This is a genomic window from Haloarcula sp. R1-2 (genome assembly GCF_011627385.1).
Taxonomy (GTDB): domain Archaea; phylum Halobacteriota; class Halobacteria; order Halobacteriales; family Haloarculaceae; genus Haloarcula; species Haloarcula marismortui.
Genome location: NZ_JAANTG010000001.1, coordinates 1,472,218 through 1,494,061 on the forward strand (window position 1 = coordinate 1,472,218; position 21,844 = coordinate 1,494,061).

Sequence of the window (21,844 nt, forward strand, 5' to 3'; positions counted from 1 at the left end):
GAAACGTTACTCGTGGTGGGTCGGAGCGGCCGCCTCGATAGCCTCGCAGGCCAGCGCCTCGAAGTCGGCCTGGTCGGGAACGACATCGACTGAGATGCTGGCGTCCTCGGCCGTCTCCCGCGTCGGCTCGCCGATTGCGCCGACAGTCGCCTCATTCAGCCCGTTGATGGCGGCCTCGCGGACGCCTCGGTCCGCAGCCGCATCGAGGAAGTGTTCGACCGTGAGCGAGGACGTGAACAGCGCCGCGTCGAGGTCCCCGCTTGCGGCCAGCTCCGCGGACTCGCCCGAGCCTTCCGGACGGACCAGCCGGTACAGCACGGTTTCGTGGACGTATGCACCAGCGGCCTCCAGTCCGTCAGTCAGCACCGCAGAGCCGTGGTCCGACCGGGCGACTTCGACTCTTGCGCCGGCCACCGCCCCGGCCAGCGTTTCGACCAGTCCCGTCGAAGAGTACTCTGCGGGGATGATGTCGACGCCGTAGCCGGCCTCGTGAAGCGCCTCGGCAGTCGACTGGCCGATGGCACACACCGTCGCCTCGCCGGGGTCCCAGCCGGCTTCGGCGGCGAGTTCGACGCCGGTCTTGCTGGTCAGGACGACGTAGTCGGCGTCAGTGCGCGGCGTGACCGGGCCGTCGTCGCCGTCACCGTCGATGTCGCCGGCCGCCGCTGGTTCGACCGCCAGCATCGGGTCCGGAACCGGGTCAGCGCCGAGGGATTCGATGAGTTCGACTGCGTCGTCTAAGCGGTCATCGTCAGGCCGGAAAGCGGCTACGCGCAGACGTGGTTCCTCGCGCATCAGTACCCCTCCAGGAACTCCACCACCCGCTCGCGCTCGCCGGCAACCTCGCCAATGACAGTGATTGCGGGCGGTTCGATGCCGGCCTCGTCACGAACGGAGACGATGGTGTCAAGCGTCCCGGTGGCGACCTGCTGGTCCGGCCAGGTCGCGCGTTCGACGAGCGCGACCGGCGTATCGGGGTCCATCCCCGCCTCACGCAGGGCGTCGGTGTACTGCGGGAGCTTGCCAACGCCCATCAGGACGACGAGCGTGCCGCCCGTCGCGGCCAGCGCGTCCCAGTCGACGGCCGATTCGTCCTTCGTCGGGTCCTCGTGGCCGGTGACAAAGGAGACCGAAGACGTGTAATCGCGGTGCGTGACCGGAATCCCGGCGGCTTCGGGGCCGGCGATAGCGCTCGTAATTCCCGGAACGATCTCGACGGGAATTCCGTTCTCCGCGAGATGGGCCAGTTCTTCGCCGCCGCGGCCAAACACCATCGAGTCGCCGCCTTTCAGTCGGACAACAGTGTTACCCTCCTCGGCGAGTTCGACCAGTCGGGCGTTAGTGTACTCCTGGGGCGTCCACTCGCCGCCGGCGCGTTTGCCCACGTCTTCGCGTTTCTCCTCGGGAATCATCCCGATGATTTCGGGGCCGGGGAGCTTGTCGTGCAACACCACGTCGGCCTCCTCCAGCAGGCGCTTTGCCTTGACCGTCAGCAGGTCTGGGTCGCCGGGACCGGAGCCGACCAGATACACCTTGCCGGGTGCAGCGTCCGTCATTCCTCGTCTTCCTCCCGCGCCGTCGAAGCGTCGTCGTCTGCCTCCGTCGAGTCCCGCTTGGCCTCGGCGATGAGGTCGTCAGCGCCCTGTTCGGCGAGTTCCGCTGCGAGGTCCTGTGCCGACTCAATGTGGTACTCGGCCGGGACGTCGCGGCCGACCGAGACTTCCTCGGTGCCATCCTGTGAGAGGACGCGAACTCGCGTGTGGATGACGCCGCCCTCTAACTGGGCGTGGACGCCGATCGGCGCGACACAGCCACCGCCGAGTTCTTCGAGAATTGTCCGCTCGACAGTCGTCTCGATACGCGTCTGGGGGTCGTCCAGCCGGTCTTTGATGTCCAGCGCGAGGTCGCCGTCGACAGCGGTCACCGCTAGTGCGCCCTGTCCCGGAGCCGGCACAAACTGGTCGGGGTCAAGGTCGGACATCCCGACGTAGCGCGTGAGACCGGCCCGGTGAAGGCCTGCCTTCGCCAGCACGATGGCGTCGTACTCGACGTCCGGGTCCCGCTCCATCGCCCGCCGTTCGAATTCGGTGAGGTCGTCGAACCACTCCTCGACCGTGCGGTCGTAGGGGTGTTCTTCTTCTTCGTCAGTGTCGGGGTCGCCAGCGTTGCCCTTTCGCTCCTGTTCGGCCTCGTGGCGCTCCTGATGTTCCTGCTGGAGCGACGGGGCCAACAGCTTCGCGAGACGCGTGTCGACGTTGCCCCGGAGCGGTTCCACGGTGAGGTCGTCGCGCTTGGCGAGCAACTGCGCCTTGCGTCGCAGGCTCGACGTCCCGACGGTCGCGCCCTCGGGCAGTTCATCGAGCGAGCGGCCGTCGGGCGTCACCAGCACGTCCTCGGCGGCGGCCCGCTCGGGGACCGCCGCGACAACGAGGCGCTCGGGCCGTTCAGTCGGCATGTCCTTCATCGAGTGAACCGCCGCGTCGAGTTCGCCGTCGAGAACCTTTTCGTCGAGGCTACGCACGAACGCGCCAGTTTTCCCCAGTCGATGAATGAGTTCGTCCCGTATCTGGTCGCCTGTCGTCTCCACCTCGACGAGTTCGACTGCCAGTCGGCGACTGCTCAGCGAATCCCGAACCGTCGCCGCCTGCCGCAACGCGAGGTCAGAGCCCCGCGTCGCCAGTTGCAGTGTCTCCCCGCGTGTTGTCATACCCGACACTCCTCGGTCAGCGCGTAAAAACGCACTTCTTCGCCGATTCGATGTCGCTACGCAGTCATCTCAGCGAACACAGTTCCGAGCACGCACTGTGAAACGAATCCCCCAACAAATGCCGTCACGCCGTCGGCGACGAGGGCAAAGTCGGTCAGTCTGTTGAACATGTTGACGGGACCGACGCTGATTGTGAGGACGACGTACGCGTGCAGGAGCACGTACATGGCTGGCAGAAAGACCGCCGTACAGAGCACGCCGGCAGCCGTCGCGCGTCGAATGACCGGCGGGGCATGGCTAACGACCGGGAGGGAACTGGCCAGGGCCATCGAGTACGGCTTTGTAGAGGATACACGTAGTTCTGTGGTGCAGTCTGCGAGTCCCAGCCGCGTTACCACGGCTCGTTTTTCAGGCCGAGCAGGTAGGCGATACCGTTGGTCACGATGTGTAGCACCGGCGTCGCGACGACGACCACGACCAGCACCGGGAGCGTGAACGTCTCGGTGAACCACGACGGCGCGGCCACGAACGCACAGAGCAACGCTCCGACGACGAAATCCAACTGGTCCAGCCCGGGAAACGCCGCCCCGCGCTCGCGGCCAGTCCGGCGTTTGAGGAAGGACGCACCGATATCTCCAAGCATCGCGCCGAACGCGAGTCCGAGTCCCGCGCGGAGCGAAAACGTCGGGAGGTCGGTCCCCAGTGCGGCACTCACGCTGGGCGTGACCTGCGTGAGTCCGAGCGCAAGCGCTGTTCCGGCGGCGGTGCCGATCAGCGTCCCGCGCCAGGTCTTACCGTCGCCCAGCACTCGCCGGCCACCCCACGTTCGGCCACCGTCTATCGGTCTGCCGCCACCAGCGAGTACCGCGGCGTTGTTCGGGATGTACGCCGGCAACATCGCCCACAGCGCCCAGACAACCGTGTCGACCGTCTCCATATCCCCGCCGTCTGCCCCCGTCGTCTTAACCTGTGTGACTCGCTGCGATGGGGTTGGCGAGAGTGGCCACAGACTCTGGGACTTACGCGGGCACGCCGACACCCGTTGCTGGTCACGAGTCTAAAAAAAGATCGAGAACTGGCCTCAGAACGGCGCTTCGGGGCCTTCGTCATCGTCGCCGCCAACGTCGCCGCCGCGGGACTCGCCGGGGAAGGACGGACTCATGCCGCCGCTGCCGCCGGACATCCCTTCCTGCTGTTCCATCCCAGTTCGGGCGGTGACCTCGTTGATCTCCGGGATCTCCTTGGTCATACGCGTCTTGATGGCCTGAATGGTCATCGGCGAGATACCACAGCCGGAACAGGCGCCGCCGAGGCGGATTGTGACGCTGCCTTCCTCGCGGTCGATTTCCTCGATGGCCGCGCTTCCGCCGTGCATCTGGATCTGGGGGAAGTTGCGGCGCAGGAAGTTCGTGATTCGCTCGCGCAGGTCGTTGGCGTCCTCTGTCTCAGTGCTCATAGTGAATTGTATTCCGTCCCGGGAGGGCTTAGACCTTTGGACTAACATCTATATCACGGGGGCGAAACCGCGGCCCGCGGGCACCTATCCGTAGTTACCCTGAACATACCTGAACCTTCTACGAGCGGGGCGAGTAGCCCGTCGTATGACACCCCCCGCTGACGAAACGCGGCTGTTCGAATGTGTGACCTGTGGCGGCGTCGGCATCGGCGACAATCGGCCGACGTGCTGCGGCGAGCCGATGGCGGCGACCGAGACAGGAGACACGGCGGTCAGCGAGCCGTCACTGGAAACCCTGCTCAAGACGGTTTTCGATATGTCCGGGACCGAGCTGGACATCTGTCTCTGCGTGATGGAAGGCGGTGAGTTGACTGTGGCGGCACTGGCCGAACAGATCGGCTACGACCGGAGCGTCGTCGCACGCCATCTCAACCATCTCGCGGCGTTCGGCGTCGTCGAGAAGCGCCGCCGAATCAGGCCGGCGGGTGGGCACGTGTACGTCTACACGCCGCAGCCGCCGGAAGTAGTGCGTGAGCGGCTCCGCGAGGAGTTCCTGTCGTGGGTTCGGCTGGCGACCGCACAGCTGGACGACCTGCAGCGCGAGAAAGTCGAGGCCATAGCCGACGCCGAGACCGACGAGCGACAGTGGACCGTGTTTCAGGAGCAGTAGCGATGAGCCAATCGCCTCAGATGCGGTCGGCAGTCACAGCGTAGACGACCGCGAGGACACCGCCGTAGACGACGTGCCACAGCAGCGACGGCGGCGCGAAGTTCGGGAACGGCGGCGAGGCCGGCGAGCCGACCGCGCCAAGCCAGACTGGCATCAAAAGCGCGGCGAAGAGCACCCATGTGGCGACGCCCCAGCCGACGCCGAGTCCAAGCAGTTTGCCGGACGATTCCAGACTGAGGACCCTCGCTAGCCCGGCGAACAGCACGCCCATCACAGCCCCGTGCGAGAGGTGGACGACGAGCCCAGCTGCCGGGCTCGGCGGCGGTGCGAGCCCGTACAGGGACGGGATTGCGACGGCGAGCGTCGCTGTGTTCATCACGAGAATCAATGCGCCCATGACGGCGCTGCCGGCGATACCGCCGAGAACACCGGCTTTCCAGTTGCCGGTACTGACATCGTACGTCTGTGTCGTTTCTGTTGTCGTTGACATGCATACGAACAGTCATGCCGTCTAGCAAAAGAGCCGGCGTGGCTGTTCGGAATCGGGCCACGTCCCCGGAAGAACTATACACCGGCTCTCGCCGGCATGGGCAGGCAGGCAACCAAGTTTCAAGCCGGGGCCGGACGGACGGGTGGTATGGCAGACTCCGACACAGTGATGGCTCGGTTCGATACCCCGGACATCGACGACCTCCCCGAGGACCTGCAAGCGCGTATCGCAGAGGAAACCGACCGCGCCGGCTTCACGCCGAATATCTTCCCGGCGATGGCGTATCGACCCTCGCATTTCCGGGCGTTCTTCGCGTACCACGACGCGCTGGTCGAAGAGACGGCGCTGGAACGCGAAGAGGTCGAGATGATTATCGTCGCCGTCAGCGGCGTCAACGACTGCCTCTACTGCATCGTCGCCCACGGCGCGCTCCTGCGTATCTACGCTGACGCGCCCAAGCTCGCCGAGCAGGTCGCCGCGAACCATCGGACGGCCGAGATTAACGAGACGCACAAGGCGATGCTTGATTTTGCCGTCAAACTGACAGAATCGCCAGCCCGTATCGAGGACGAAGACCTCGAACGGCTGGAGGAACACGGCTACAGCCGCCGCGCCATCTGGGACATCGGCAGCGTTGCGGCCTTCTTCAACCTCTCGAACCGCCTCGCACAGCTCGCCGACATCCGCCCGAACGACGAGTTCTACAATCTGGGCCGCTGATGCGGCCAGCGTGCTGACTGCCCGCTCTCACGTCGCCTCGGCCGGCCGCACCGTGTCAGCGCCACACTCCGGACAGCTCAGGTCTTCGACCGTCGCCGCGCGCTGTGCGAACTCGGTCCCGCAGTCATCACAGCGGAACCTGTAGTGTTGTTCTCCGGAGCTAAACAGCTCCGATACCGTGTCAAGCACACCCATACTAATACACTCAACGTCGAACCCCCAAAATCTTCCGGCTGAAGTACATTTCCGGCGTGGTTTGATACATATAGCATACATCACAGCGCGTATCTATACACCTAGTAGTTCTGGTCTTGCCTATCAGGGTCATCCACAGGTGTATGAACAAAACACTCTATCTGATGCAGAAGGACAGCGAAACCCGAATCGAAGTTGACGACGATGGCTACGACCGGATTATGGAGAACGGCAATGTTGTCGGTCACCATATGAGCAACCCTATCGTCAAGCTGACGTAAGTTCGACACAGTCCCGAAGCATCGCTGCTGACTCACAACATCCGGGAGTTTTTGCCGCTGGCTCTTGAAGCCGACAGCAATGAGTGACGCCGACGGCGGTCCGAAGCAGGTCTCGGACCCGGCCTACCACAGCGAGAACCACACGGCCGCCCAGACCTGCGGCTGGACGAAAAACGCCCTTCGCGGCGAAGGGAAGTGTTACAAGTACATTTTCTACGGTATCGAGTCCCACCGATGCATCCAGATGACGCCGGTCGTGAAATGCAACGAGCGGTGCGTGTTCTGCTGGCGGGACCACGCCGGCCACGCCTACGAACTCGGCGACGTGGAGTGGGACGACCCCGCGGCAGTCGCCGACGCGTCCGTGGAACTCCAGCGGAAACTCCTCTCCGGCTTCGGCGGCAACGACGAAGTCCCGCGTGAAGTGTTCGACCAGGCGATGGAGCCGCGCCACGTCGCCATCTCGCTGGACGGCGAACCGACCCTTTACCCCCACCTGCCGGAACTCATCGAGGAGTTCCATGATCGGGACATCACCACGTTCCTCGTCTCTAACGGGACCAACACAGAGATGCTGGAGCGGTGTGACCCGACCCAGTTGTACGTCTCCGTCGACGCCGCAGACCGACAGACGTTCGACTCGACGGTGCAGGCGATGGAAGACGACGCCTGGGACTCGCTCATCGACACGCTGGACGTGCTGGCCGAGAAAGACGACACCCGCACCGTCATCCGGACGACGCTGGTCAAGGGCCACAACATGCACCATCCCGAGTGGTACGCGGCGATGTGTGACCGGGCTGACGCGGACTTCGTCGAGATGAAGGCGTATATGCACGTCGGCCACTCGCGGGGCCGCCTCGACCGCGACTCGATGCCCGACCACAGCGAGGTCCGGGAGTTCACACGAGAGATGGGCGAGTACCTCCCCGACCACGACGTGCTGAAGGAGGTCGAAGACTCCCGCGTGACGATGCTCGCCGAGGATGAGAACACGTGGGTCCCGAAACTGGAGAAGTCGAGCGAGTTCTGGGAGCGGGACGCGCTCGTGGAGTATTGAGACGACGGAACGGAACCCATCACAGCAGTGTGATGTGGCTGAACGTGTTAGGCAGCGGATTAAATTGTATCCAGCACAAACGGTAAAACGCGCTTTCAGGACCAACCCTGTCTCAGTTTCTCTCCGTTCCAAAAGTGGAATGCATTCCACCTTCGGTATGCTTATCCGGCGGGAATCCCTACTGCAGCGCATGGCTGAATCAACGGGACAGGGCGTCGGTCGGGACGAGCTGGCGACGCTGAAACTGCTCGCCCTCGACGGTGCGCTCGATGAGTCGACGAAAGTGTCCTGTGCCGATCTCGCCGGACGGCTGGACGCCTCGAACCAGACCGCCTCGCGGCGGCTCCAGCGGCTCGAAGACGCCGGACTGCTGGCCCGGGATATCGTCAGTGACGGGCAGGAGGTGGAGCTGACTGGCGACGGTGAGCGCCGCCTCCAGTCCGAATACGCTGACTACCGACGGATCTTCGAATCCGACGCCAGCGTCGACCTGACCGGGGTCGTTACCTCGGGGATGGGCGAGGGTCGCCACTACATCACGCTCCCGGGCTACATGGAACAGTTCATCGAACGGCTTGGGTACGAGCCTTTTGCAGGCACTCTCAATCTCGAACTCACGGCCGAAAGCGTCCGCAAGCGAGCGCGGATGAGCGCCATCGAGCCCGTCACCATCGAGGGCTGGGAGGACGACGAGCGGACGTACGGTCCCGCGTACTGCTACCCCGCCTCGATAGAAGGGAGCGACGGCGAGTACGAGCCGGCCCACGTCATCGCCCCCGAGCGGACCCACCACGGCGAGGAGCAACTCGAAGTAATCGCGCCCGAGAAGCTCCGCGAGGTGCTGGAACTGGCCGACGGCGACGAGGTGATCGTGCATGTCTCGGAGTGAGGAGACCGCCGTCGACGCCGACAGCGTGGCCGACGCCGTCGCCGCCTTCGCCCGCGGCGAGCCGGTGCTGATCCACGACGCCGCCGACCGCGAAGGTGAGACCGACCTCGTCTACCCGGCCGGGGCCGTCAGCCCCGACGCCGTCGCCCGGATGCGCAACGACGCCGGGGGCCTCGTCTGCGTCGCGCTCTCGGACCGCGTTGCCGAGGCGCTAGAGCTCCCCTTCATGCAGGAGGTCCTCAGCCACCCGACGGCGGCCGACCACGACCTCGCCTACGACGAGCGCTCCTCGTTCTCGCTGACGGTGAATCACCGCGATACCTTTACCGGCATCACCGACGACGACCGCTCGCTGACGATTCAGGAACTGGCCACTGTCGCGGCGGACCCAGACCCGGACGCGTTCAGCGATGCCTTCCGGTCACCGGGCCACGTTCACCTTCTCCGGGCGGCCCCGGGCGGCCTCGCTGACCGCGAAGGCCACACCGAACTCGCGCTCGCGCTCGCGGCCGGAGCCGACCAGCCCGAAGCCGCTGTCGTCTGTGAGATGCTGGACGATGAGACGGGAGCAGCGCTCCCCCCGGCAGCGGCACGGGCCTACGCCGAGCGCGAGGGCCTCGTGTACGTCGAAGGTGCCAGCCTGCTAGAGCGGTTCGACTGATACTGGTGGCTGTAGCTGAGACAGAGTAGTCGCCACTCCGTGCCGCAGAATTATTGAGAGAGCAACGTCCGACAGTGTGGGAAGAAGACAGCCAGTGTTTATTTCCAGCAATCACGGGACTGGACCGGTTTGCGAGTCAGAAGGGAGTATCCGCCGCCGCTGCAAGTTGTCTGAGACCGCTGGCGACGAGGTACAGCGTCGCTCCAGTGAACAAAGCGATACCCACGGCCCGAGAGAGCCCGGGCACCGGTGATTCGACGACACCGGAGAGATTTCGCGTGATGACCTCGGTCTGAATCAGGAGCAGGCCCAGTGGAAGCAACAGGACAGCGACGCTGCGGTGGAGCGACCGCTTCAGGGAGGACATGTGCGGTGCGGACGGCCAGATTCCACTAAAGCGTTTGTGCTCGCCGGGGCAGTGCTCCGTACTGGCCGTACGAGACAACGCGACCCTGACCCGCGGGGGTATCGTCAACACTCTTAACCACGGGAATCAATGGGGTAGATATGACACACGACGAGACAGCAGGAGGCACCACCCGCGGGCACCGCGACTGTCAGCTCACCGGAGGGGTCGTGCGATGAGCGACCGCCCGGAGATGTTCGAGGGGACCGACCGGATCTGGATGGACGGCGAGTTCGTCGACTTCGAAGACGCACAGACGCACGTTCTCACACACGCGCTGCACTACGGGACCGGCGTTTTCGAGGGCGTTCGCTGTTACGACACTGAACAAGGACCGGCCATCTTCCGCTGGGAGGAACATCTGGACCGCCTGTACAAGTCCGCGAAACCCTACGACCTCGACATCGAGTTCAGCAAAGACGAACTCACCGAGGCGACGACGGAACTCATCGAGACGGAAGGGTTCGAGTCGTGTTACATCCGCCCCATCGTCTACTACGGCTTCGACTCGCTTGGCGTGAGCCCGAAAGACTGCCCGACGAAGACCACTATCGCAGCGTGGCCGTGGGGCGCGTATCTGGGCGAGGAAGCACTGGAAGAGGGCGTCGATGTGATGGTGTCGTCCTGGCGTAAGCACGCCTCCAGCCAGATTCCGACCAACATCAAGACCACGGGGCTGTACGTCAACAGTATGCTCGCCGGCGAGGAGGCTCGCCGCAACGGCTACACCGAAGCCATCGTCCTGAACAAGGAGGGCAACGTCGCCGAGGGGCCGGGCGAGAACATCTTCATGGTCCGGGACGGCGAAATCTACACGCCCGGGCTAGCCGAGAGTATCCTCGAAGGCATCACCCGCAACACCGCGATCACGCTCGCCGAAGAGATGGGCTACACCGTTCACGAGGAGGCGACCATCTCTCGCGGTGAGCTGTACACCGCCGACGAACTGTTCTTTACCGGTACCGCGGCTGAGGTCACGCCCATTCGGAGCGTCGACGACAACGAGATCGGCGAGGGGACGAAGGGGCCAGTCACTGACGAGCTTCAGTCGGCCTTCTTCGACGTGATCGAGAGCGGCGACCGCGAAGAGTGGTTCCACTACGTCTGAGAGCGCACTGAGCGGCGCTATTAGTCGTCCGCGAGGTCGTCCTCGTCGGCGACCGGAATCGGCGTCGCGTTACTACGGTCCGTGTCGCCGAATCCGGCGCTGAGGATGCGTGTCAGCGCTTCTTCGACGCGTTCATCGATTTCCTCGTAGCGGTGCGGTTCGACCTCGACGACGTAGCCGGTCGTGATGTTCGGCGCTGTCGGCAGGAAGAGTACCTCACGGCCGTCGTCGGTGGTCTGTCCCGTTTTGAACGCCGTCATCCGCATCCCGTCCCACACTTCGAGTTTCACCGGCGCCTGAAGGTCTTCGGTTCCCCCGACAGCCGTTTCGACCGCCATCTTCGAGGCGTTGTACACCACCCGGAGGCCCGGCACGTGGTTCATCGCGTCGTCGATTGCGCGTTCGACGATATCGCCGAAGGCTGTCCGCATCAGATAGCCGATGGAGAACACGATGAGGATGAAGATAATCAGCGTCGTAAACACCCGGGCAAGTTCAACAGACGAGGTACCCGAGGGGAGTCCGAGCGCCGCTAGCAGTTCGCCGTCAATCGCCGGGATAACCGCCGCCGACGCAAGGATTGAGTAGAGATAGAGGATAACGTAAATCGTCACCAGAAGGGGCAACAGGATGATGAGGCCGCTCGCGAAATCGCGCTTCCACGACGTTGAAGAGGCCATACAGATACGTATCGGGCGCGGGATATGAGCCCTTTCCTTTGCTGTGTCCCATCACTGACACAGTCGCTGCCGAGGGAAAGGGGAGAATCCCACCAGACTACCACTCGGCGACGCTGCCGTCGTCGTGTCGCCAGACGGGGTTGTGCCAGTCGACCTCTTGCTGGGACTGCTCCCGGAGGAACGCCTCGTCAATCTCGATTCCGAGGCCGGGGTCCGTGGGCACGGTGACGAACCCGTCCTCGTAGTCGAACACGGACGGGTCGGCGAGGTAGTCCAGCACGTCGGTCGTCTCGTTGTAGTGGATGTCGATGCTCTGTTCCTGAATGAGCGCGTTGGGCGAGCAGGCGTCGACCTGAACACACGACGCCAAGGCGACCGGGCCCAGCGGGCAGTGGGGGGCCATCGCCACGTCGTAGGCCTCGGCCATCGACGCGATCTTGTACACCTCGGTGATGCCGCCGGCGTGAGAGAGGTCCGGCTGAATCACGTCGACAGCCCCGTCCTCGAACACCTCCTTGTAGTCCCAGCGCGAGTACATCCGTTCGCCGGTCGCAATCGGAATCTCGGTGTGGGCCGCAAGCGCCGGCAGCGCGTCGTTGTGTTCGGGCAACACCGGTTCCTCGATGAACATCGGCTCATAGGGCTCCAGCGCGGACGCGAGCCGCTTGCCCATCGGCTTCGTGACGCGACCGTGGAAGTCGACGCCGATGTCGACCTCGGGACCGACGGCCTCCCTGACTTCCCGGAGTCGCGTCGCGGCGGCCTCAACCGTGGCCGGGGTGTCAACGCGCTCAATCTCGGGTGTCGCGTTCATCTTCAGCGCTGTGAATCCAGCATCGACCTGCTCCTGAGCAGCGCTGGCTACGTCCGAGGGCTCGTCGCCGCCGATCCACTGGTACACCCGAATCCGGTCTCGGGCCTGCCCGCCCAGTAGCTGGTGGACCGGCGCGCCGAGTTGCTTGCCCTTGATGTCCCACAGCGCCTGGTCGATGCCGGCGATGGCAGACATCAGGACCGGGCCGCCGCGGTAGAAGCCGCCGCGGTACATTGCCTGCCAGTGGTCCTGAATGTTCTCAGGGTTTTCGCCGACGAGATAGCTGTCGAGCAGTTCCTCGACAGCCGCACGCACGGTGTGGGCCCGGCCCTCGACGACGGGTTCGCCCCAGCCAACAGTACCGTCGGCCATCTCCAGTCGAAGGAAGAGCCACCGGGGCGGCACCTCGAACAGTTCGTAGTCGACGATGCGGTTCCCGGCCGCGTCGTCGGCTGTCATACCAGTAGCCCCCGCGCGCCATACAAATCAGTTCTATTAAGCGCATTACGCGGCGTTTTGAGCCGTACTCCGCCGGTGTGTGGAGTCATGTGAGACACACATAGGAGACGTGTATATAGTCGTTGTGTGATTCCAGAACAGCCACGAGCCGCTGCTTTCGGCGTCGACGATAACGCAGGTCGTCTTCTATTGCATCGGTAGCAGTCAGTTTCGGCTAGTTACTGTTTGCGGTGGCGCTCCCACGTACGGACGAGCCCGGCAAGCGTCTCGTTGACCGGGACCCGCTCGGTCGCAGTCTCGGCGACATAGCCGTTGATGGCATCTATTTCGGTTTGCTGACCGGCCGAGATATCCTGATACATCGACGAATGGTTGGCGGCGGTGTCGTCGACCACACGCTCGACGAGCGACACCGCACGCTCGTCGGGGAGGTCGATGCCCTGCTCCCGGGCGACAGCGGCCGTCTCGCGGGCCGCGTCCGCGGCGATAGCGTCAGCCGGCGAGTCGGCTAGCGCGCCGTTCTCCACGCGGGCGAGCGCCGTCACGGCGTTGATGCCGGCGTTGACCGCGAGTTTCTCCCAGAGGCGGGTCGGCATGTCCGCTGCGACGGTCGTCTCGATACCGGCCGCGCGGAAGGCAGCCCCGACGCTGTCAGCGACCGCGGACCGGCCGCCGTTGCGCTCTCCCAGTACGACCTCGCCGCGGCCGGTGAACGCCACAGTGCCCGGTTCTCGAAGGCGTGCCCCATAGGAGCATGTCCCCGCCAGCACCGGACAGTCGAGTTCGGCGGCTAACCGCTCCTCGTTGCCCATCCCGTTCTGTAGCGAGAGGCAAGCGTCGAGGGTGCAGTCCGCGAGGTCCGTCGCAACGGCAGCGGTGTCGTAGGCCTTGACCGTCACCAGTGCGAGGTCGGCACGCTGTGAAATCGTCGTCTGCGCGCTCGGATGAACCCGAAACTCCTCGGTCCCCACCACCGAGAGACCGTCCTCACTGACGCTGCTCGCGTGTGGCTCGCGGCCCACGAGCGTCACGTCGTGTTCACGAGCGAGCAGGCCACCGACGAGGCTGCCGAGGCTCCCGGCCCCGACGACGACGATATCCATACCGACGGGCAGGGACGGCCCGGACAAAAACCCATCACCGACGTGCCGGAATCAGCACGCACTTGACCGCGAGCGACGAACGAGCGGCCATGAGCGACTCCGACGACGCCGAGGCGGTAGTTCGGGCCATCGACGAGATCGGTATCGACCGGCTGACCGAGACAATCGTCGCGGCGTGGGAGGGCATCGGTGGCGGCGTCGGACCGGGTCCGACCTGGCCACAGGACGAGACCACACAGCGGTTCGAGCTATCCGACCCGGACGAACCGGTCGGGCTGGACCTGCTCGCGGCCGTGCTGGACGCGTCACCACGAACACCGGCAGAAGCATTCGTCCATCTCGGGTTGGGGCGACGGGACAACCCCGGTGCGGAACGGTTCGCTGTCGAGACGATTGCGGGCCACACCACTGTTTCGGCTACCGACACCCACACGACTGGAACAGTCCCGGTCACGGCAGAAACGTTCGATGCGCTGGCACAAGTCTACGGGGGGACACTGGTGTACGTGGCCATCTACGACGACGACGGACGCGCGATTCTCGAACGGGACTGGACGACACTGCGGTTTTCGCTCCCGCCGTCGGCCGCCGAGACAGTGCAGGAAGCCGTCGGGGCGGTCGACGCCGAGCGGTTCGAACGGGCGTAAACGGCCTGTCACGCGGGCGTCGCCTCAGTCCTCCTGCCAGTAGTAGATGTCCTCCTTGGGTGCGTTGCAGGACGGACATTCGTCGGGAATATCCTCGATCTTGCCCATCTCACCGCATTCCCAGCAGCGCCACATCAGTTCGGCCTCGCCCGCGGCCCCGGCGCTGAGATGCTCGCTCGACATGGACTCAATGCCGTCCTCGACCGTGACGTAGAAGCCGTGTTCGTCGAACCCGCGGATGGTCCCGAGTGCGTCCCCGTCCTCGTCGTACACCGTCTGGCCGAACGAATACTCCTCGCTTTCGATGTTCGTGGTCATGTCAGCCATACATAGAGCTAGTCGGTCCGAAATGTGTTAAATGCTACCGCAAATCAGGAATTGCATGATTGATGAACCGAACCGAGGGAGAGCGAACCCGCCTGTCGGCGAACGGCACTCGCGTCGCTACTGCGAGAACAGGCTGTTGTGGACGGGTGCGAAATTGCTCTCCTGACTATCCTCGACAACGGAGTCGGTGACGGCGTTACCGTCGACGCCCGCGTCGAGGAAGTCCGCGAGCGGCGGCCCGACGTTGTCCGGTTCGACGAGGAACGCGTCGTGGCCGTGGTCGGAGTCGATGACGTGGTGGGCGACGTTCGCGTCGGCCGCCCGGAGCGAGTCGGCTAGCGCCTCCGCCTGCTGGGTGGTGAAGTGCCAGTCGGCGGTAAAGGACATCACCAGCGCGTCGCCGTCGAAGGCCGCCAGCGCGTCCGCATCGGACTCGAACCCGGCGGCGAGGTCGTAGTTGTCCATCGCCCGTGTCAGATAGAGGTAGCTGTTGGCGTCGAAGCGCTCGGTGAACTTCTCGGCGTTGTAATCGAGGTACGACTCCACGTCGCGGTACGGGAAGAACGCGCCCGCGGCGTCGGTCGGGAACGTTCGGACGGCGTCCCGGCCGGCAGCGCGGCGGCCGAAGCGGTGCTCCATCGACGCCTTCGAGAGGTACATCACGTGGCCCAGTTGGCGGGCCAGCGCGAGGCCGTCGCTTGGCGGCTCGTCGTCCTCGCCGTAGTAGTGGCCCTGCTTCCAGTTCGGGTCGGTCGTGATGGCCCGGCGGGCGATGGCGTCGAGCGAGAGGCACTGCGTGTCCAGTCGCGCGGCCGCGGCGATGGGAACGATGCGGTCGACGTGGTCCGGATGGCGCTTGGCCCATTCGATGACGTTCATGCCACCGACGCTGCCGCCGACGACGGCGTGGAGGTGGGGAATCCCGAGTTCGTCAAGCAGCGCGCGCTGGGCCTCGGTCCAGTCTGTGACGGTGACCGGCGGGAAGTCGGTGCCGTAGGGCTCACCCGTCTCGGGGTTCTCGCTTTTCGGTCCCGTCGACCCGTAGCACGAGCCCGGTACGTTTGCACAGACGACGTAGTACTCCGTGGTGTCGATGGCTTTGCCCGGCCCAACGATATCGTCCCACCAGGCGCGGGCCTGATCGGCGCTGTCGACTCGGTCGCGGCCGGCGACGTGGGCGCTGCCGGTCAGCGCGTGACAGACCAGCACCGCGTTGTCGCCGTCGAACTCCCCGTAGGCCTCGTAGGTGATTTCCAGATCCGGAATCGTCTCCCCGCAGTCAAACTCGAACTCGCCAAGCGAGACAGTGTTGTGTTCGACGTTCATGTGACTCGTTCGATGGCCTCGTCGATATCTGCGATGATGTCTTCTGGGTCCTCAATACCGACGCTGAACCGGAGGAGGTCCGGCGTGACGCCGCTGGCACGCTGTTCCGCCTCGCTGAGCTGGGCGTGGGTAGTCGAAGCCGGGTGGATGACCAGCGTCTTGGCATCGCCGATGTTCGCAAGGAACTGGGCGAGGTCCGTCTCCTCGCAGAACCGTCGACCGGCATCGTAGCCGGCTTCCAGCCCGAACGTGACGATGCCGCCGAACCCACCGGAGAGGTACTGCTGTGCCAGGTCGTGGGTCTCGTGGCTCTCCAGCCCGGGATAGGTGACCCAGGCGACTTCGGGGTGGTCTTCGAGGTGCCGGGCGACAGCCATCGCATTCTCGCAGTGGCGTTCCATCCGCAGAGAGAGGGTTTCCGCGCCTTGGAGGGTCGCCCAGGCGTCGAACGGCTTCTGGCCGTCGCCGAGCGACCGGAGCGCGCGCTGGCGGGCGGCGACAGAGAAGGCTCGGTCGCCAAAGGCTTCGGAGAAGTTCTTCCCGAAGGCCTCGTTCTCGCCACCCAGTTCCGGGAACTTCTCGGGGTACTCGTCCCAGGGGAACGAGCCGCCGTCGACGAGGACACCGCCGACGGTCGTCCCGGAGCCGTGGATCCACTTCGTCGTCGACTCCCAGAGGAGGTCGACGCCGTGGTCAAGCGGGTTGCACAGGGCCGGCGTCCCGAACGTGTTGTCGACGAAGACGGGCACGCCGTGGTCGTGGGCCACCTCGGAGATCTCCTCCATCGGCGGGACGACCAGCGACGGGTTGCCGATAGTCTCGAAGTGGACGTAGGCTGTGTCCTCGTCGATGGCCTCAGCGTAGGCGTCCGGGTCGAGCGTGTCGACGAATCGCGTCTCGATGCCTCGGCGGCTGGCGGTGTTGGAGTAATACGAGTGGGTGCCGCCGTAGATAGAGGAGGCCGTTACGATGTTGTCGCCGTTGGCCGCGAGGACGAACGTCCCGGCGTCGAGTGCAGCCATCCCTGACCCCGTTGCGACGGCGTCGACGGCGTTTTCGAGAGAGGCGATGCGGTTTTCGAGCATCCGGACGGTGGGATTGTCGAACCGCGAGTAGACGTTGCCGTCGTCATTCAGGGCGTACCGGTCGGCCGCGGTGTCGGCGTCCTCAAAGACGTACGACGAGGTCTGATAGATGGGCGGCGCGCGTGCCCCTGTGGCCGGGTCCGGTTCCTCCTGGCCGGCGTGGACACAGCGCGTCCCGAATCCGTAGTCGTCGGTCATGTGCAGTATGCATATATCTCTAGCTATCTATAACTCAGAGTTACGGCAATTCTCTCTTATTGTGAGTGGGTGTCATGGAATCGGGCCGCCCGCCAGCGAAACCGAGGGAGAGGGTATTTGTCGGTGGCTGTCTACACGCCGGTATGGACCACGACACTGCCGGACGAACCAGCCGACAGATTCTCGACGCCGTCGGCAGTGCCGTCATCGCTGACGACCACTTCCTCGAAACCGTCATGACCGGAATTCTCGCCCGGGGGCACGTCCTGCTCGAAGACGTGCCGGGCACGGGGAAGACGCTCACTGCCCAGTCGTTCGCGACGGCGCTTGACCTCTCCTTCAAACGGGTGCAGTTCACGCCGGACCTGCTCCCGTCCGACATCACCGGCTCGAACGTATTCAACGAGGCCACCGGCGAGTTCGACTTCCAGCCTGGCCCCGTCTTCGCCAACGTCGTGCTGGCCGACGAAATCAACCGTGCACCGCCCAAGACGCAAGCCGCGCTGCTCGAAGCGATGGGCGAGAAGCAGGTAACCGTCGACGGCGTGACCCACGACCTGCCCGAGCCGTTCTTTGTCATCGCCACGCAGAACCCCGTCGAACAGGAGGGTACCTTCGGACTGCCCGAGGCCCAGCGGGACCGCTTCATCGTCAAAACATCGATGGGGTATCCCGACTTCGGCGGCGAACGCGAACTCATCGACCGGCGGGCCGACCGGACCGCACAGGCACCAAGCGTCACCAGCGTCATCGACGGCGAGCGGCTGCTGGCGCTCCAGCGGACTGTCGAATCGGTCACCGTCGACGGCACGCTCCGGGACTACGTCGTCGAACTCGGTCGCGCCACCCGCGAGGACGACCGCGTGGATGTCGGGGTTTCCCCGCGTGGGATTCAGCGGCTGTTCGAGGCGACCCGCGCCGCCGCGGTCCTCGACGGCCGCGACTACGCCGTCCCAGACGACGTGAAAACTGTTGTCGAGGAGGCGTTCGCCCACCGACTCGTCCTGACCGCCGACGCGGGCGTCCGCGGCGTCGACCCGGCAACCGTCGTCGACGACGTGCTGGACCGCGTCGAAGTGCCGGCCGTCAGTCCCTAACTGCTCAGGTTCGCTCTGTCTCGCGCTGTCGCTCCCGCTCCTGTTCTCGGACCGCCGCGCTGTCTTCAATATCTTCCAGCGTCTCCGTTTCGAGCAGTCGTTCCAGTTTCCGCTCGAACTGTTCGTCGGTCAGTTTCCCGTCGGCGTACCGGCGGCGCAGTCGTTCCAGCGGTGTTTCGTCGTCAGCATCGCTTGACAGCGCTGACTCGACTTCATCAGCATCTGCTGCCTCCTCGTCCGTATCGCCGTACAGCAACTCCGTCAGCGGGACGACCACCATGTATCCGACGAGCAGCGCCGCGAGCCACCACTCCTGACCCGTCACGAGGGCAACGAGCCAGAACCCGGTGACTGCCAGAGAGGCGAGTTCCGTCGCGTTGTCTCTGGCCCGTCGCAGCGGGGACCGGTCGGTCATACTGCAGACTTGTCACCACACCACAATGTATTGTTCGGTGCGGTCCTACCGTATCGCGGCCACCAGCGCCAGCACGGCGACGAGACAGACCGCGAGGCCGGCCACGGCGACCGATGGCTCAACAGCAATAGAGCCACGGGCGACGCCGGACAGCCCCGCCGTCGCCGCCGCGCCGACGCCGCCCACCGCGACGGTCCCGCCGGTGTGGACGAGTTCGGTGCGGCGCGTCGCGGCCCCGCTCCCGACCTCGTGTCCCAGCGTCGTCCCGAAGGACCCGGCGTCCCAGACGACGACGGCACCGACCAGGCCCGCAAGCACCAGCCACGTCGGCGTCGAAAGCGTCGCAGCGAAGGCGCTCGCACCGAACAGGCCGGCCGCGGCGAGCGTGACGCCGGCCGTCCGCTCGCGCAGATAACTCGTCGCCAGCGCCACCGACAGCTGTCCAGCGACACTGATGAGCGAAAACAGCGCCACGACGGCCAGCGCCAGTGTGACGGTCTCGGGGCCGTATACGTCCAGTATTGGAACGAAGAACTGTTCGACGGCCGCCGCGGCCGGCGTCGCCCGGAGCGCCGTTTCGATGGCATCGACTGCCGGCCCCGCGACCGCCACCACGGCGAGCGTGATGACGCCGCCGCCAACGTACGGCGCGAGGACGGTCCCCACGCGGTCGGCCGAACTCTGGACCGTCCGCCGGAGGAACCAGACAGCCACCGAGACGACTGTCCCACTGAGGAACAGCCACCAGAGGAGGCCACGAAGGCCCGGCGCTGCCGTGACGGCGATAATGAAGTCGTACAGCCCAGCCGGGAGCAGTCCGGCCAGTGATTCCTGACCGAGGCCCAGTTCGAACAGCCCGGCGACCGGCGCGACCAGCAGGGCGAGCCGGCCCGTCCATCGAAACGTTCGCTCAACGACGGCGACAGCCCTGTCGACATCGGGCGCGTCGCTCGTTTCCGGGACGAGTTCGGAAAGCGGCAAGGCGTCGAGTCCGCGGGCCAGCGCCGCGGCGGCAAGGGCGAGCAACAGACTGAAAATGGCGATATGCGTTCGGCCGGGGACCGGGTCGAAAATCGGTTCCAGCACCTGAGTGAGGGCCTCGCCGGTCAGTTGCTGGACGCCCGGCGTTCCGGCGTTGGACTGCAAGAAATCGACAGCCCCCCGCGTGAACAGTACGAGGGCAACAGCGAACGGAACAGCGGTCGTCCGCACGACGACGCCACCGTAGGTCCCCACCCGCTCGGTGTCGATGACGCCGCGGGTGGCCGCGGTCGCGCCGAAGACGGCGGTCAGGCAGCCAAGGACAACGATGACTTGCGACAGCAACGTGACGACCGCCGGTCGGACGCCAGCTTGGGAAGTGACGGGGAACAGTTCGGCACCGAGCGAGACGACCGTGCCGCCAGTGGCGAGGGAAAGCCCGACGGCCACTGGTAGCGCAAGGACGCTGGCCAGAACAGTTCCAACCGCCTGCCAGCGGTCCCAGCCGCTCAGCCACAGCGACAGTGCCAGCAAAACACCGGTGGCCACACCGACGAGCGCGGCCCGGTCGGCGGAAACGGTTCCCAGCAGTCCCGCGACCAGCAGCGCCGTCACGCCGACGACGGTGGCGAGGCTGGTCCAGGGCATCCGGGTCGGAAGCGAGATTGTGTCGTCCATTGTTACACGCTGAACAGGTCGGCGAGCGAGGCGCGGAGCGCCACGTCGATTGGGCTGTCGAGGTCCCAGTCGATGACGGTCGCGCCGGACAGTTCGGCCCGCTGGAGCCGGGCGGTGCGCTCGGTACTCGCGACAGCCGCGCCGAGCGAGTCCCCGCGGGCCAGCGACGGGCTGACGAGCGTCGTCGGGTACTCACGGACCGAGAGCGATGACACCAGCGAGACAGGCCAGTCGTCGGCGGCCGGGGAGAACACGACTACCTGCGCGGTCGGCGGGAGCCGAGCGAGCACCGCGAGCAGGGCCGGGTCCTCGATGGTCCCACCGTCGGCCGTCGTCGCCCTCGTAGCTTCGCCTCCGGGCTGCTCTGGTTGGTCGTCCTCGGACACATCAGCGTCACCGGCCGAATCGGCGTCTGACTGCCGAGCCGCGGCGCGGCCCACGCTATCGAATATCTGTCTCGCGTGGGCGGCCGCGTGACCGCCAGAGGCGTCGACCCACGCCAGCCCGTCGGGGCCGAGTCCGCCGGGGACATCCTCGGAGGCCAAGCCGACAGCACAGACACTCGCGACGACGCTAGTTCGGGAGAGCGCGTCGAACAGGCGCTCGGCCGCGTAGGCAGACAGCTCCGCTCCTGTCGGGAATCCCGGCTCTGGCGTCACGCGGGCCGGCGGGCGAGCGTCGACAACCAGCACCGTCCTGACGGCCTGTTCCTCCCGATAGTCGATGGTGGTCAGCTCGTCGGTCTTTGCGTACCGCCGCCAGTCGATGCGGTTGACCGGGTCGCCGGGCTGGTAGCTCCGCGTCGAGTGGAACTCAAGCCCGCTCCCACCGGTGTCGGTCGGGAGCGTTCCCGCCCGCGGGAGCGTGGCGTCGGCCATCGGAACTTCGGAGACGGTGTTCGAGCAGGTCAGCGTCCCGTCGCCGGCCACGGGCAGGTCGACAGTTACCTCGTCGCTGGCCGACAGCGTCCGCACCCGCACCGCGGCGGCGTCGAACGTGTAGGTTCCGCGCTTTGCCATCACGGCATAGGACAGCGTCGCGCTCTCGTCGGGCCGCAGCGAGGTACAGAGCCGCGGTGACCCCTCGACGACTGGCAGTTCCTCGGGCACGCCGTCGATGACCCGCACGTCGGTCAGCGAACTGCTGCCGGTGTTCGTGAGGGTGAGTTCGACCGCGACCGGCTCGCCCGGCGTGGGCTGGGCGTCAGAAACGGACCGTGTTGCTTGCAAATCGGTTCCCGCCGGCATCCGCGAGAGCGCGCCGTAGGCGACGTAGATGAGCGGGATTGCGGTCGCCGCAAGCAACAGCGGCTCGGCGGTCAAAAGCGAGACGCTAACGAGAAACAGCGCGGCCGCGAGGCCGCCGCTCCAGCGCCGCACGCGGCGGTGCAT

General features: G+C 65.5%; 27 protein-coding genes. 9 read left to right on the top strand and 18 right to left on the bottom strand.

Features of this window, described 5'->3' with window-relative positions:
* Window positions 1–6 precede the first annotated feature (6 nt).
* The 6 genes from G9C82_RS07525 to G9C82_RS07550 all read right to left on the bottom strand — a co-directional run bounded on the left by G9C82_RS07525 (window position 7) and on the right by G9C82_RS07550 (window position 4,163).
* Window positions 7–795 carry a uroporphyrinogen-III synthase gene (locus tag G9C82_RS07525; protein ID WP_007189641.1) on the bottom strand — a complete coding sequence of 263 codons (789 nt, stop codon included), beginning with the start codon at window positions 793–795 and terminating at the stop codon, window positions 7–9.
* Window positions 795–1,556, bottom strand: coding sequence for a uroporphyrinogen-III C-methyltransferase (gene cobA, locus G9C82_RS07530; RefSeq protein WP_004964719.1), 762 nt, complete (start codon window positions 1,554–1,556; stop codon window positions 795–797). The genes G9C82_RS07525 and cobA overlap by 1 nt, the downstream gene beginning before the upstream one ends.
* Window positions 1,553–2,707: a hydroxymethylbilane synthase gene (gene hemC, locus G9C82_RS07535; RefSeq protein ID WP_127013752.1), complete on the bottom strand. Its 1,155-nt coding sequence runs from the start codon at window positions 2,705–2,707 to the stop codon at window positions 1,553–1,555. The genes cobA and hemC overlap by 4 nt, the downstream gene beginning before the upstream one ends.
* Before the next feature lie 56 nt (window positions 2,708–2,763).
* Window positions 2,764–3,036, bottom strand: a complete 273-nt coding sequence (locus G9C82_RS07540) for a hypothetical protein (RefSeq protein ID WP_127013753.1) — start codon at window positions 3,034–3,036, stop codon at window positions 2,764–2,766.
* Window positions 3,037–3,098: 62 nt separating this feature from the next.
* On the bottom strand, window positions 3,099–3,644 hold the full coding sequence (locus G9C82_RS07545) for a CDP-2,3-bis-(O-geranylgeranyl)-sn-glycerol synthase (RefSeq protein WP_004964727.1): 546 nt from the start codon (window positions 3,642–3,644) through the stop codon (window positions 3,099–3,101).
* 144 nt (window positions 3,645–3,788) lie between these two features.
* Window positions 3,789–4,163, bottom strand: coding sequence for a NifU family protein (locus tag G9C82_RS07550; protein WP_004964731.1), 375 nt, complete (start codon window positions 4,161–4,163; stop codon window positions 3,789–3,791).
* A gap of 145 nt (window positions 4,164–4,308) precedes the next feature.
* Here G9C82_RS07550 and G9C82_RS07555 point away from each other — a divergent pair, with 145 nt between their 5' ends.
* Window positions 4,309–4,833: a helix-turn-helix domain-containing protein gene (locus tag G9C82_RS07555; protein WP_007189646.1), complete on the top strand. Its 525-nt coding sequence runs from the start codon at window positions 4,309–4,311 to the stop codon at window positions 4,831–4,833.
* A gap of 16 nt (window positions 4,834–4,849) precedes the next feature.
* Here G9C82_RS07555 and G9C82_RS07560 read toward each other — a convergent pair whose 3' ends face one another.
* A complete protein-coding gene (locus G9C82_RS07560) occupies window positions 4,850–5,323 on the bottom strand; it encodes a DUF6789 family protein (protein ID WP_127013754.1) in 474 nt (157 codons plus the stop codon).
* A gap of 147 nt (window positions 5,324–5,470) precedes the next feature.
* On the opposite strand from G9C82_RS07560, the gene G9C82_RS07565 reads away from it, so the two are divergent.
* Window positions 5,471–6,043 carry a peroxidase-related enzyme gene (locus G9C82_RS07565; RefSeq protein ID WP_004964739.1) on the top strand — a complete coding sequence of 191 codons (573 nt, stop codon included), beginning with the start codon at window positions 5,471–5,473 and terminating at the stop codon, window positions 6,041–6,043.
* A 27-nt stretch (window positions 6,044–6,070) separates the two neighbouring features.
* Here the strand turns inward: G9C82_RS07565 and G9C82_RS07570 are convergent, their stop codons facing one another.
* Window positions 6,071–6,238, bottom strand: a complete 168-nt coding sequence (locus G9C82_RS07570) for a zinc ribbon domain-containing protein (RefSeq protein ID WP_007189649.1) — start codon at window positions 6,236–6,238, stop codon at window positions 6,071–6,073.
* 143 nt (window positions 6,239–6,381) lie between these two features.
* Between G9C82_RS07570 and G9C82_RS07575 the strand changes: the two genes are divergently transcribed.
* From G9C82_RS07575 to ribB, 4 genes are all read left to right on the top strand, one after another.
* Window positions 6,382–6,519 (top strand): hypothetical protein, encoded by a 138-nt coding sequence (locus tag G9C82_RS07575; protein WP_004964745.1) that lies wholly within the window; start codon window positions 6,382–6,384, stop codon window positions 6,517–6,519.
* Between the two features lie 79 nt (window positions 6,520–6,598).
* Window positions 6,599–7,579, top strand: coding sequence for a 4-demethylwyosine synthase TYW1 (gene twy1 / locus G9C82_RS07580; protein ID WP_004964756.1), 981 nt, complete (start codon window positions 6,599–6,601; stop codon window positions 7,577–7,579).
* Between the two features lie 190 nt (window positions 7,580–7,769).
* Window positions 7,770–8,468: a DUF120 domain-containing protein gene (locus G9C82_RS07585; protein ID WP_127013755.1), complete on the top strand. Its 699-nt coding sequence runs from the start codon at window positions 7,770–7,772 to the stop codon at window positions 8,466–8,468.
* Complete coding sequence (gene ribB, locus G9C82_RS07590) at window positions 8,455–9,129, top strand: 3,4-dihydroxy-2-butanone-4-phosphate synthase (protein WP_127013756.1); 675 nt, start codon at window positions 8,455–8,457, stop codon at window positions 9,127–9,129. Before G9C82_RS07585 ends, ribB begins: the two co-directional genes overlap by 14 nt.
* A gap of 136 nt (window positions 9,130–9,265) precedes the next feature.
* Here ribB and G9C82_RS07595 read toward each other — a convergent pair whose 3' ends face one another.
* Window positions 9,266–9,496, bottom strand: coding sequence for a hypothetical protein (locus G9C82_RS07595; protein ID WP_127013757.1), 231 nt, complete (start codon window positions 9,494–9,496; stop codon window positions 9,266–9,268).
* A 214-nt stretch (window positions 9,497–9,710) separates the two neighbouring features.
* On the opposite strand from G9C82_RS07595, the gene G9C82_RS07600 reads away from it, so the two are divergent.
* Window positions 9,711–10,643, top strand: a complete 933-nt coding sequence (locus tag G9C82_RS07600) for a branched-chain amino acid transaminase (protein WP_004964767.1) — start codon at window positions 9,711–9,713, stop codon at window positions 10,641–10,643.
* 20 nt (window positions 10,644–10,663) lie between these two features.
* On the opposite strand, the gene G9C82_RS07605 is transcribed toward G9C82_RS07600, so the two are convergent.
* The 3 genes from G9C82_RS07605 to G9C82_RS07615 form a co-directional block, all read right to left on the bottom strand.
* Window positions 10,664–11,323 carry a DUF502 domain-containing protein gene (locus G9C82_RS07605; RefSeq protein ID WP_007189652.1) on the bottom strand — a complete coding sequence of 220 codons (660 nt, stop codon included), beginning with the start codon at window positions 11,321–11,323 and terminating at the stop codon, window positions 10,664–10,666.
* Window positions 11,324–11,420: 97 nt separating this feature from the next.
* On the bottom strand, window positions 11,421–12,596 hold the full coding sequence (dgoD, locus tag G9C82_RS07610) for a galactonate dehydratase (protein ID WP_127013758.1): 1,176 nt from the start codon (window positions 12,594–12,596) through the stop codon (window positions 11,421–11,423).
* Window positions 12,597–12,814: 218 nt separating this feature from the next.
* On the bottom strand, window positions 12,815–13,699 hold the full coding sequence (locus tag G9C82_RS07615) for a ketopantoate reductase family protein (protein WP_127013759.1): 885 nt from the start codon (window positions 13,697–13,699) through the stop codon (window positions 12,815–12,817).
* An 89-nt stretch (window positions 13,700–13,788) separates the two neighbouring features.
* On the opposite strand from G9C82_RS07615, the gene G9C82_RS07620 reads away from it, so the two are divergent.
* Window positions 13,789–14,346, top strand: coding sequence for a hypothetical protein (locus tag G9C82_RS07620; RefSeq protein WP_127013760.1), 558 nt, complete (start codon window positions 13,789–13,791; stop codon window positions 14,344–14,346).
* A 24-nt stretch (window positions 14,347–14,370) separates the two neighbouring features.
* On the opposite strand, the gene G9C82_RS07625 is transcribed toward G9C82_RS07620, so the two are convergent.
* The 3 genes from G9C82_RS07625 to G9C82_RS07635 all read right to left on the bottom strand — a co-directional run bounded on the left by G9C82_RS07625 (window position 14,371) and on the right by G9C82_RS07635 (window position 17,282).
* Window positions 14,371–14,673 carry a rubredoxin-like domain-containing protein gene (locus tag G9C82_RS07625; RefSeq protein ID WP_004964778.1) on the bottom strand — a complete coding sequence of 101 codons (303 nt, stop codon included), beginning with the start codon at window positions 14,671–14,673 and terminating at the stop codon, window positions 14,371–14,373.
* A gap of 117 nt (window positions 14,674–14,790) precedes the next feature.
* The gene (gene metX / locus G9C82_RS07630) at window positions 14,791–15,999 is read right to left on the bottom strand and encodes a homoserine O-acetyltransferase (protein WP_004964781.1); all 1,209 of its coding nucleotides are present in this window, start codon (window positions 15,997–15,999) and stop codon (window positions 14,791–14,793) included.
* Window positions 15,996–17,282 carry an O-acetylhomoserine aminocarboxypropyltransferase/cysteine synthase family protein gene (locus G9C82_RS07635; protein WP_127013761.1) on the bottom strand — a complete coding sequence of 429 codons (1,287 nt, stop codon included), beginning with the start codon at window positions 17,280–17,282 and terminating at the stop codon, window positions 15,996–15,998. Before G9C82_RS07635 ends, metX begins: the two co-directional genes overlap by 4 nt.
* Before the next feature lie 143 nt (window positions 17,283–17,425).
* Between G9C82_RS07635 and G9C82_RS07640 the strand changes: the two genes are divergently transcribed.
* Complete coding sequence (locus G9C82_RS07640; protein WP_127013762.1) at window positions 17,426–18,379, top strand: MoxR family ATPase; 954 nt, start codon at window positions 17,426–17,428, stop codon at window positions 18,377–18,379.
* Window positions 18,380–18,383: 4 nt separating this feature from the next.
* Here G9C82_RS07640 and G9C82_RS07645 read toward each other — a convergent pair whose 3' ends face one another.
* The 3 genes from G9C82_RS07645 to G9C82_RS07655 are packed head-to-tail and all read right to left on the bottom strand — an operon-like array spanning window position 18,384 to window position 21,844.
* On the bottom strand, window positions 18,384–18,794 hold the full coding sequence (locus G9C82_RS07645; RefSeq protein ID WP_127013763.1) for an SHOCT domain-containing protein: 411 nt from the start codon (window positions 18,792–18,794) through the stop codon (window positions 18,384–18,386).
* 45 nt (window positions 18,795–18,839) lie between these two features.
* On the bottom strand, window positions 18,840–20,453 hold the full coding sequence (locus G9C82_RS07650; RefSeq protein ID WP_127013764.1) for a hypothetical protein: 1,614 nt from the start codon (window positions 20,451–20,453) through the stop codon (window positions 18,840–18,842).
* Window positions 20,454–20,455: 2 nt separating this feature from the next.
* Window positions 20,456–21,844, bottom strand: a complete 1,389-nt coding sequence (locus tag G9C82_RS07655; RefSeq protein ID WP_127013765.1) for a DUF58 domain-containing protein — start codon at window positions 21,842–21,844, stop codon at window positions 20,456–20,458.

Coding starts and splice junctions, on each gene's coding strand:
- G9C82_RS07645 (WP_127013763.1), bottom strand. CDS start 18,794: ATGACCGACCGGTCCCCGCTGCGACGGGCCAGAGACAACGCGACGGAA.
- G9C82_RS07550 (WP_004964731.1), bottom strand. CDS start 4,163: ATGAGCACTGAGACAGAGGACGCCAACGACCTGCGCGAGCGAATCACG.
- G9C82_RS07555 (WP_007189646.1), top strand. CDS start 4,309: ATGACACCCCCCGCTGACGAAACGCGGCTGTTCGAATGTGTGACCTGT.
- G9C82_RS07640 (WP_127013762.1), top strand. CDS start 17,426: ATGGACCACGACACTGCCGGACGAACCAGCCGACAGATTCTCGACGCC.
- G9C82_RS07565 (WP_004964739.1), top strand. CDS start 5,471: ATGGCAGACTCCGACACAGTGATGGCTCGGTTCGATACCCCGGACATC.
- G9C82_RS07570 (WP_007189649.1), bottom strand. CDS start 6,238: ATGGGTGTGCTTGACACGGTATCGGAGCTGTTTAGCTCCGGAGAACAA.
- G9C82_RS07615 (WP_127013759.1), bottom strand. CDS start 13,699: ATGGATATCGTCGTCGTCGGGGCCGGGAGCCTCGGCAGCCTCGTCGGT.
- G9C82_RS07655 (WP_127013765.1), bottom strand. CDS start 21,844: ATGCACCGCCGCGTGCGGCGCTGGAGCGGCGGCCTCGCGGCCGCGCTG.
- ribB (WP_127013756.1), top strand. CDS start 8,455: ATGTCTCGGAGTGAGGAGACCGCCGTCGACGCCGACAGCGTGGCCGAC.
- G9C82_RS07585 (WP_127013755.1), top strand. CDS start 7,770: ATGGCTGAATCAACGGGACAGGGCGTCGGTCGGGACGAGCTGGCGACG.
- G9C82_RS07525 (WP_007189641.1), bottom strand. CDS start 795: ATGCGCGAGGAACCACGTCTGCGCGTAGCCGCTTTCCGGCCTGACGAT.
- G9C82_RS07600 (WP_004964767.1), top strand. CDS start 9,711: ATGAGCGACCGCCCGGAGATGTTCGAGGGGACCGACCGGATCTGGATG.
- G9C82_RS07620 (WP_127013760.1), top strand. CDS start 13,789: ATGAGCGACTCCGACGACGCCGAGGCGGTAGTTCGGGCCATCGACGAG.
- twy1 (WP_004964756.1), top strand. CDS start 6,599: ATGAGTGACGCCGACGGCGGTCCGAAGCAGGTCTCGGACCCGGCCTAC.
- G9C82_RS07540 (WP_127013753.1), bottom strand. CDS start 3,036: ATGGCCCTGGCCAGTTCCCTCCCGGTCGTTAGCCATGCCCCGCCGGTC.
- G9C82_RS07560 (WP_127013754.1), bottom strand. CDS start 5,323: ATGTCAACGACAACAGAAACGACACAGACGTACGATGTCAGTACCGGC.
- dgoD (WP_127013758.1), bottom strand. CDS start 12,596: ATGACAGCCGACGACGCGGCCGGGAACCGCATCGTCGACTACGAACTG.
- hemC (WP_127013752.1), bottom strand. CDS start 2,707: ATGACAACACGCGGGGAGACACTGCAACTGGCGACGCGGGGCTCTGAC.
- G9C82_RS07625 (WP_004964778.1), bottom strand. CDS start 14,673: ATGGCTGACATGACCACGAACATCGAAAGCGAGGAGTATTCGTTCGGC.
- cobA (WP_004964719.1), bottom strand. CDS start 1,556: ATGACGGACGCTGCACCCGGCAAGGTGTATCTGGTCGGCTCCGGTCCC.
- G9C82_RS07650 (WP_127013764.1), bottom strand. CDS start 20,453: ATGGACGACACAATCTCGCTTCCGACCCGGATGCCCTGGACCAGCCTC.
- metX (WP_004964781.1), bottom strand. CDS start 15,999: ATGAACGTCGAACACAACACTGTCTCGCTTGGCGAGTTCGAGTTTGAC.
- G9C82_RS07595 (WP_127013757.1), bottom strand. CDS start 9,496: ATGTCCTCCCTGAAGCGGTCGCTCCACCGCAGCGTCGCTGTCCTGTTG.
- G9C82_RS07575 (WP_004964745.1), top strand. CDS start 6,382: ATGAACAAAACACTCTATCTGATGCAGAAGGACAGCGAAACCCGAATC.
- G9C82_RS07605 (WP_007189652.1), bottom strand. CDS start 11,323: ATGGCCTCTTCAACGTCGTGGAAGCGCGATTTCGCGAGCGGCCTCATC.
- G9C82_RS07545 (WP_004964727.1), bottom strand. CDS start 3,644: ATGGAGACGGTCGACACGGTTGTCTGGGCGCTGTGGGCGATGTTGCCG.
- G9C82_RS07635 (WP_127013761.1), bottom strand. CDS start 17,282: ATGACCGACGACTACGGATTCGGGACGCGCTGTGTCCACGCCGGCCAG.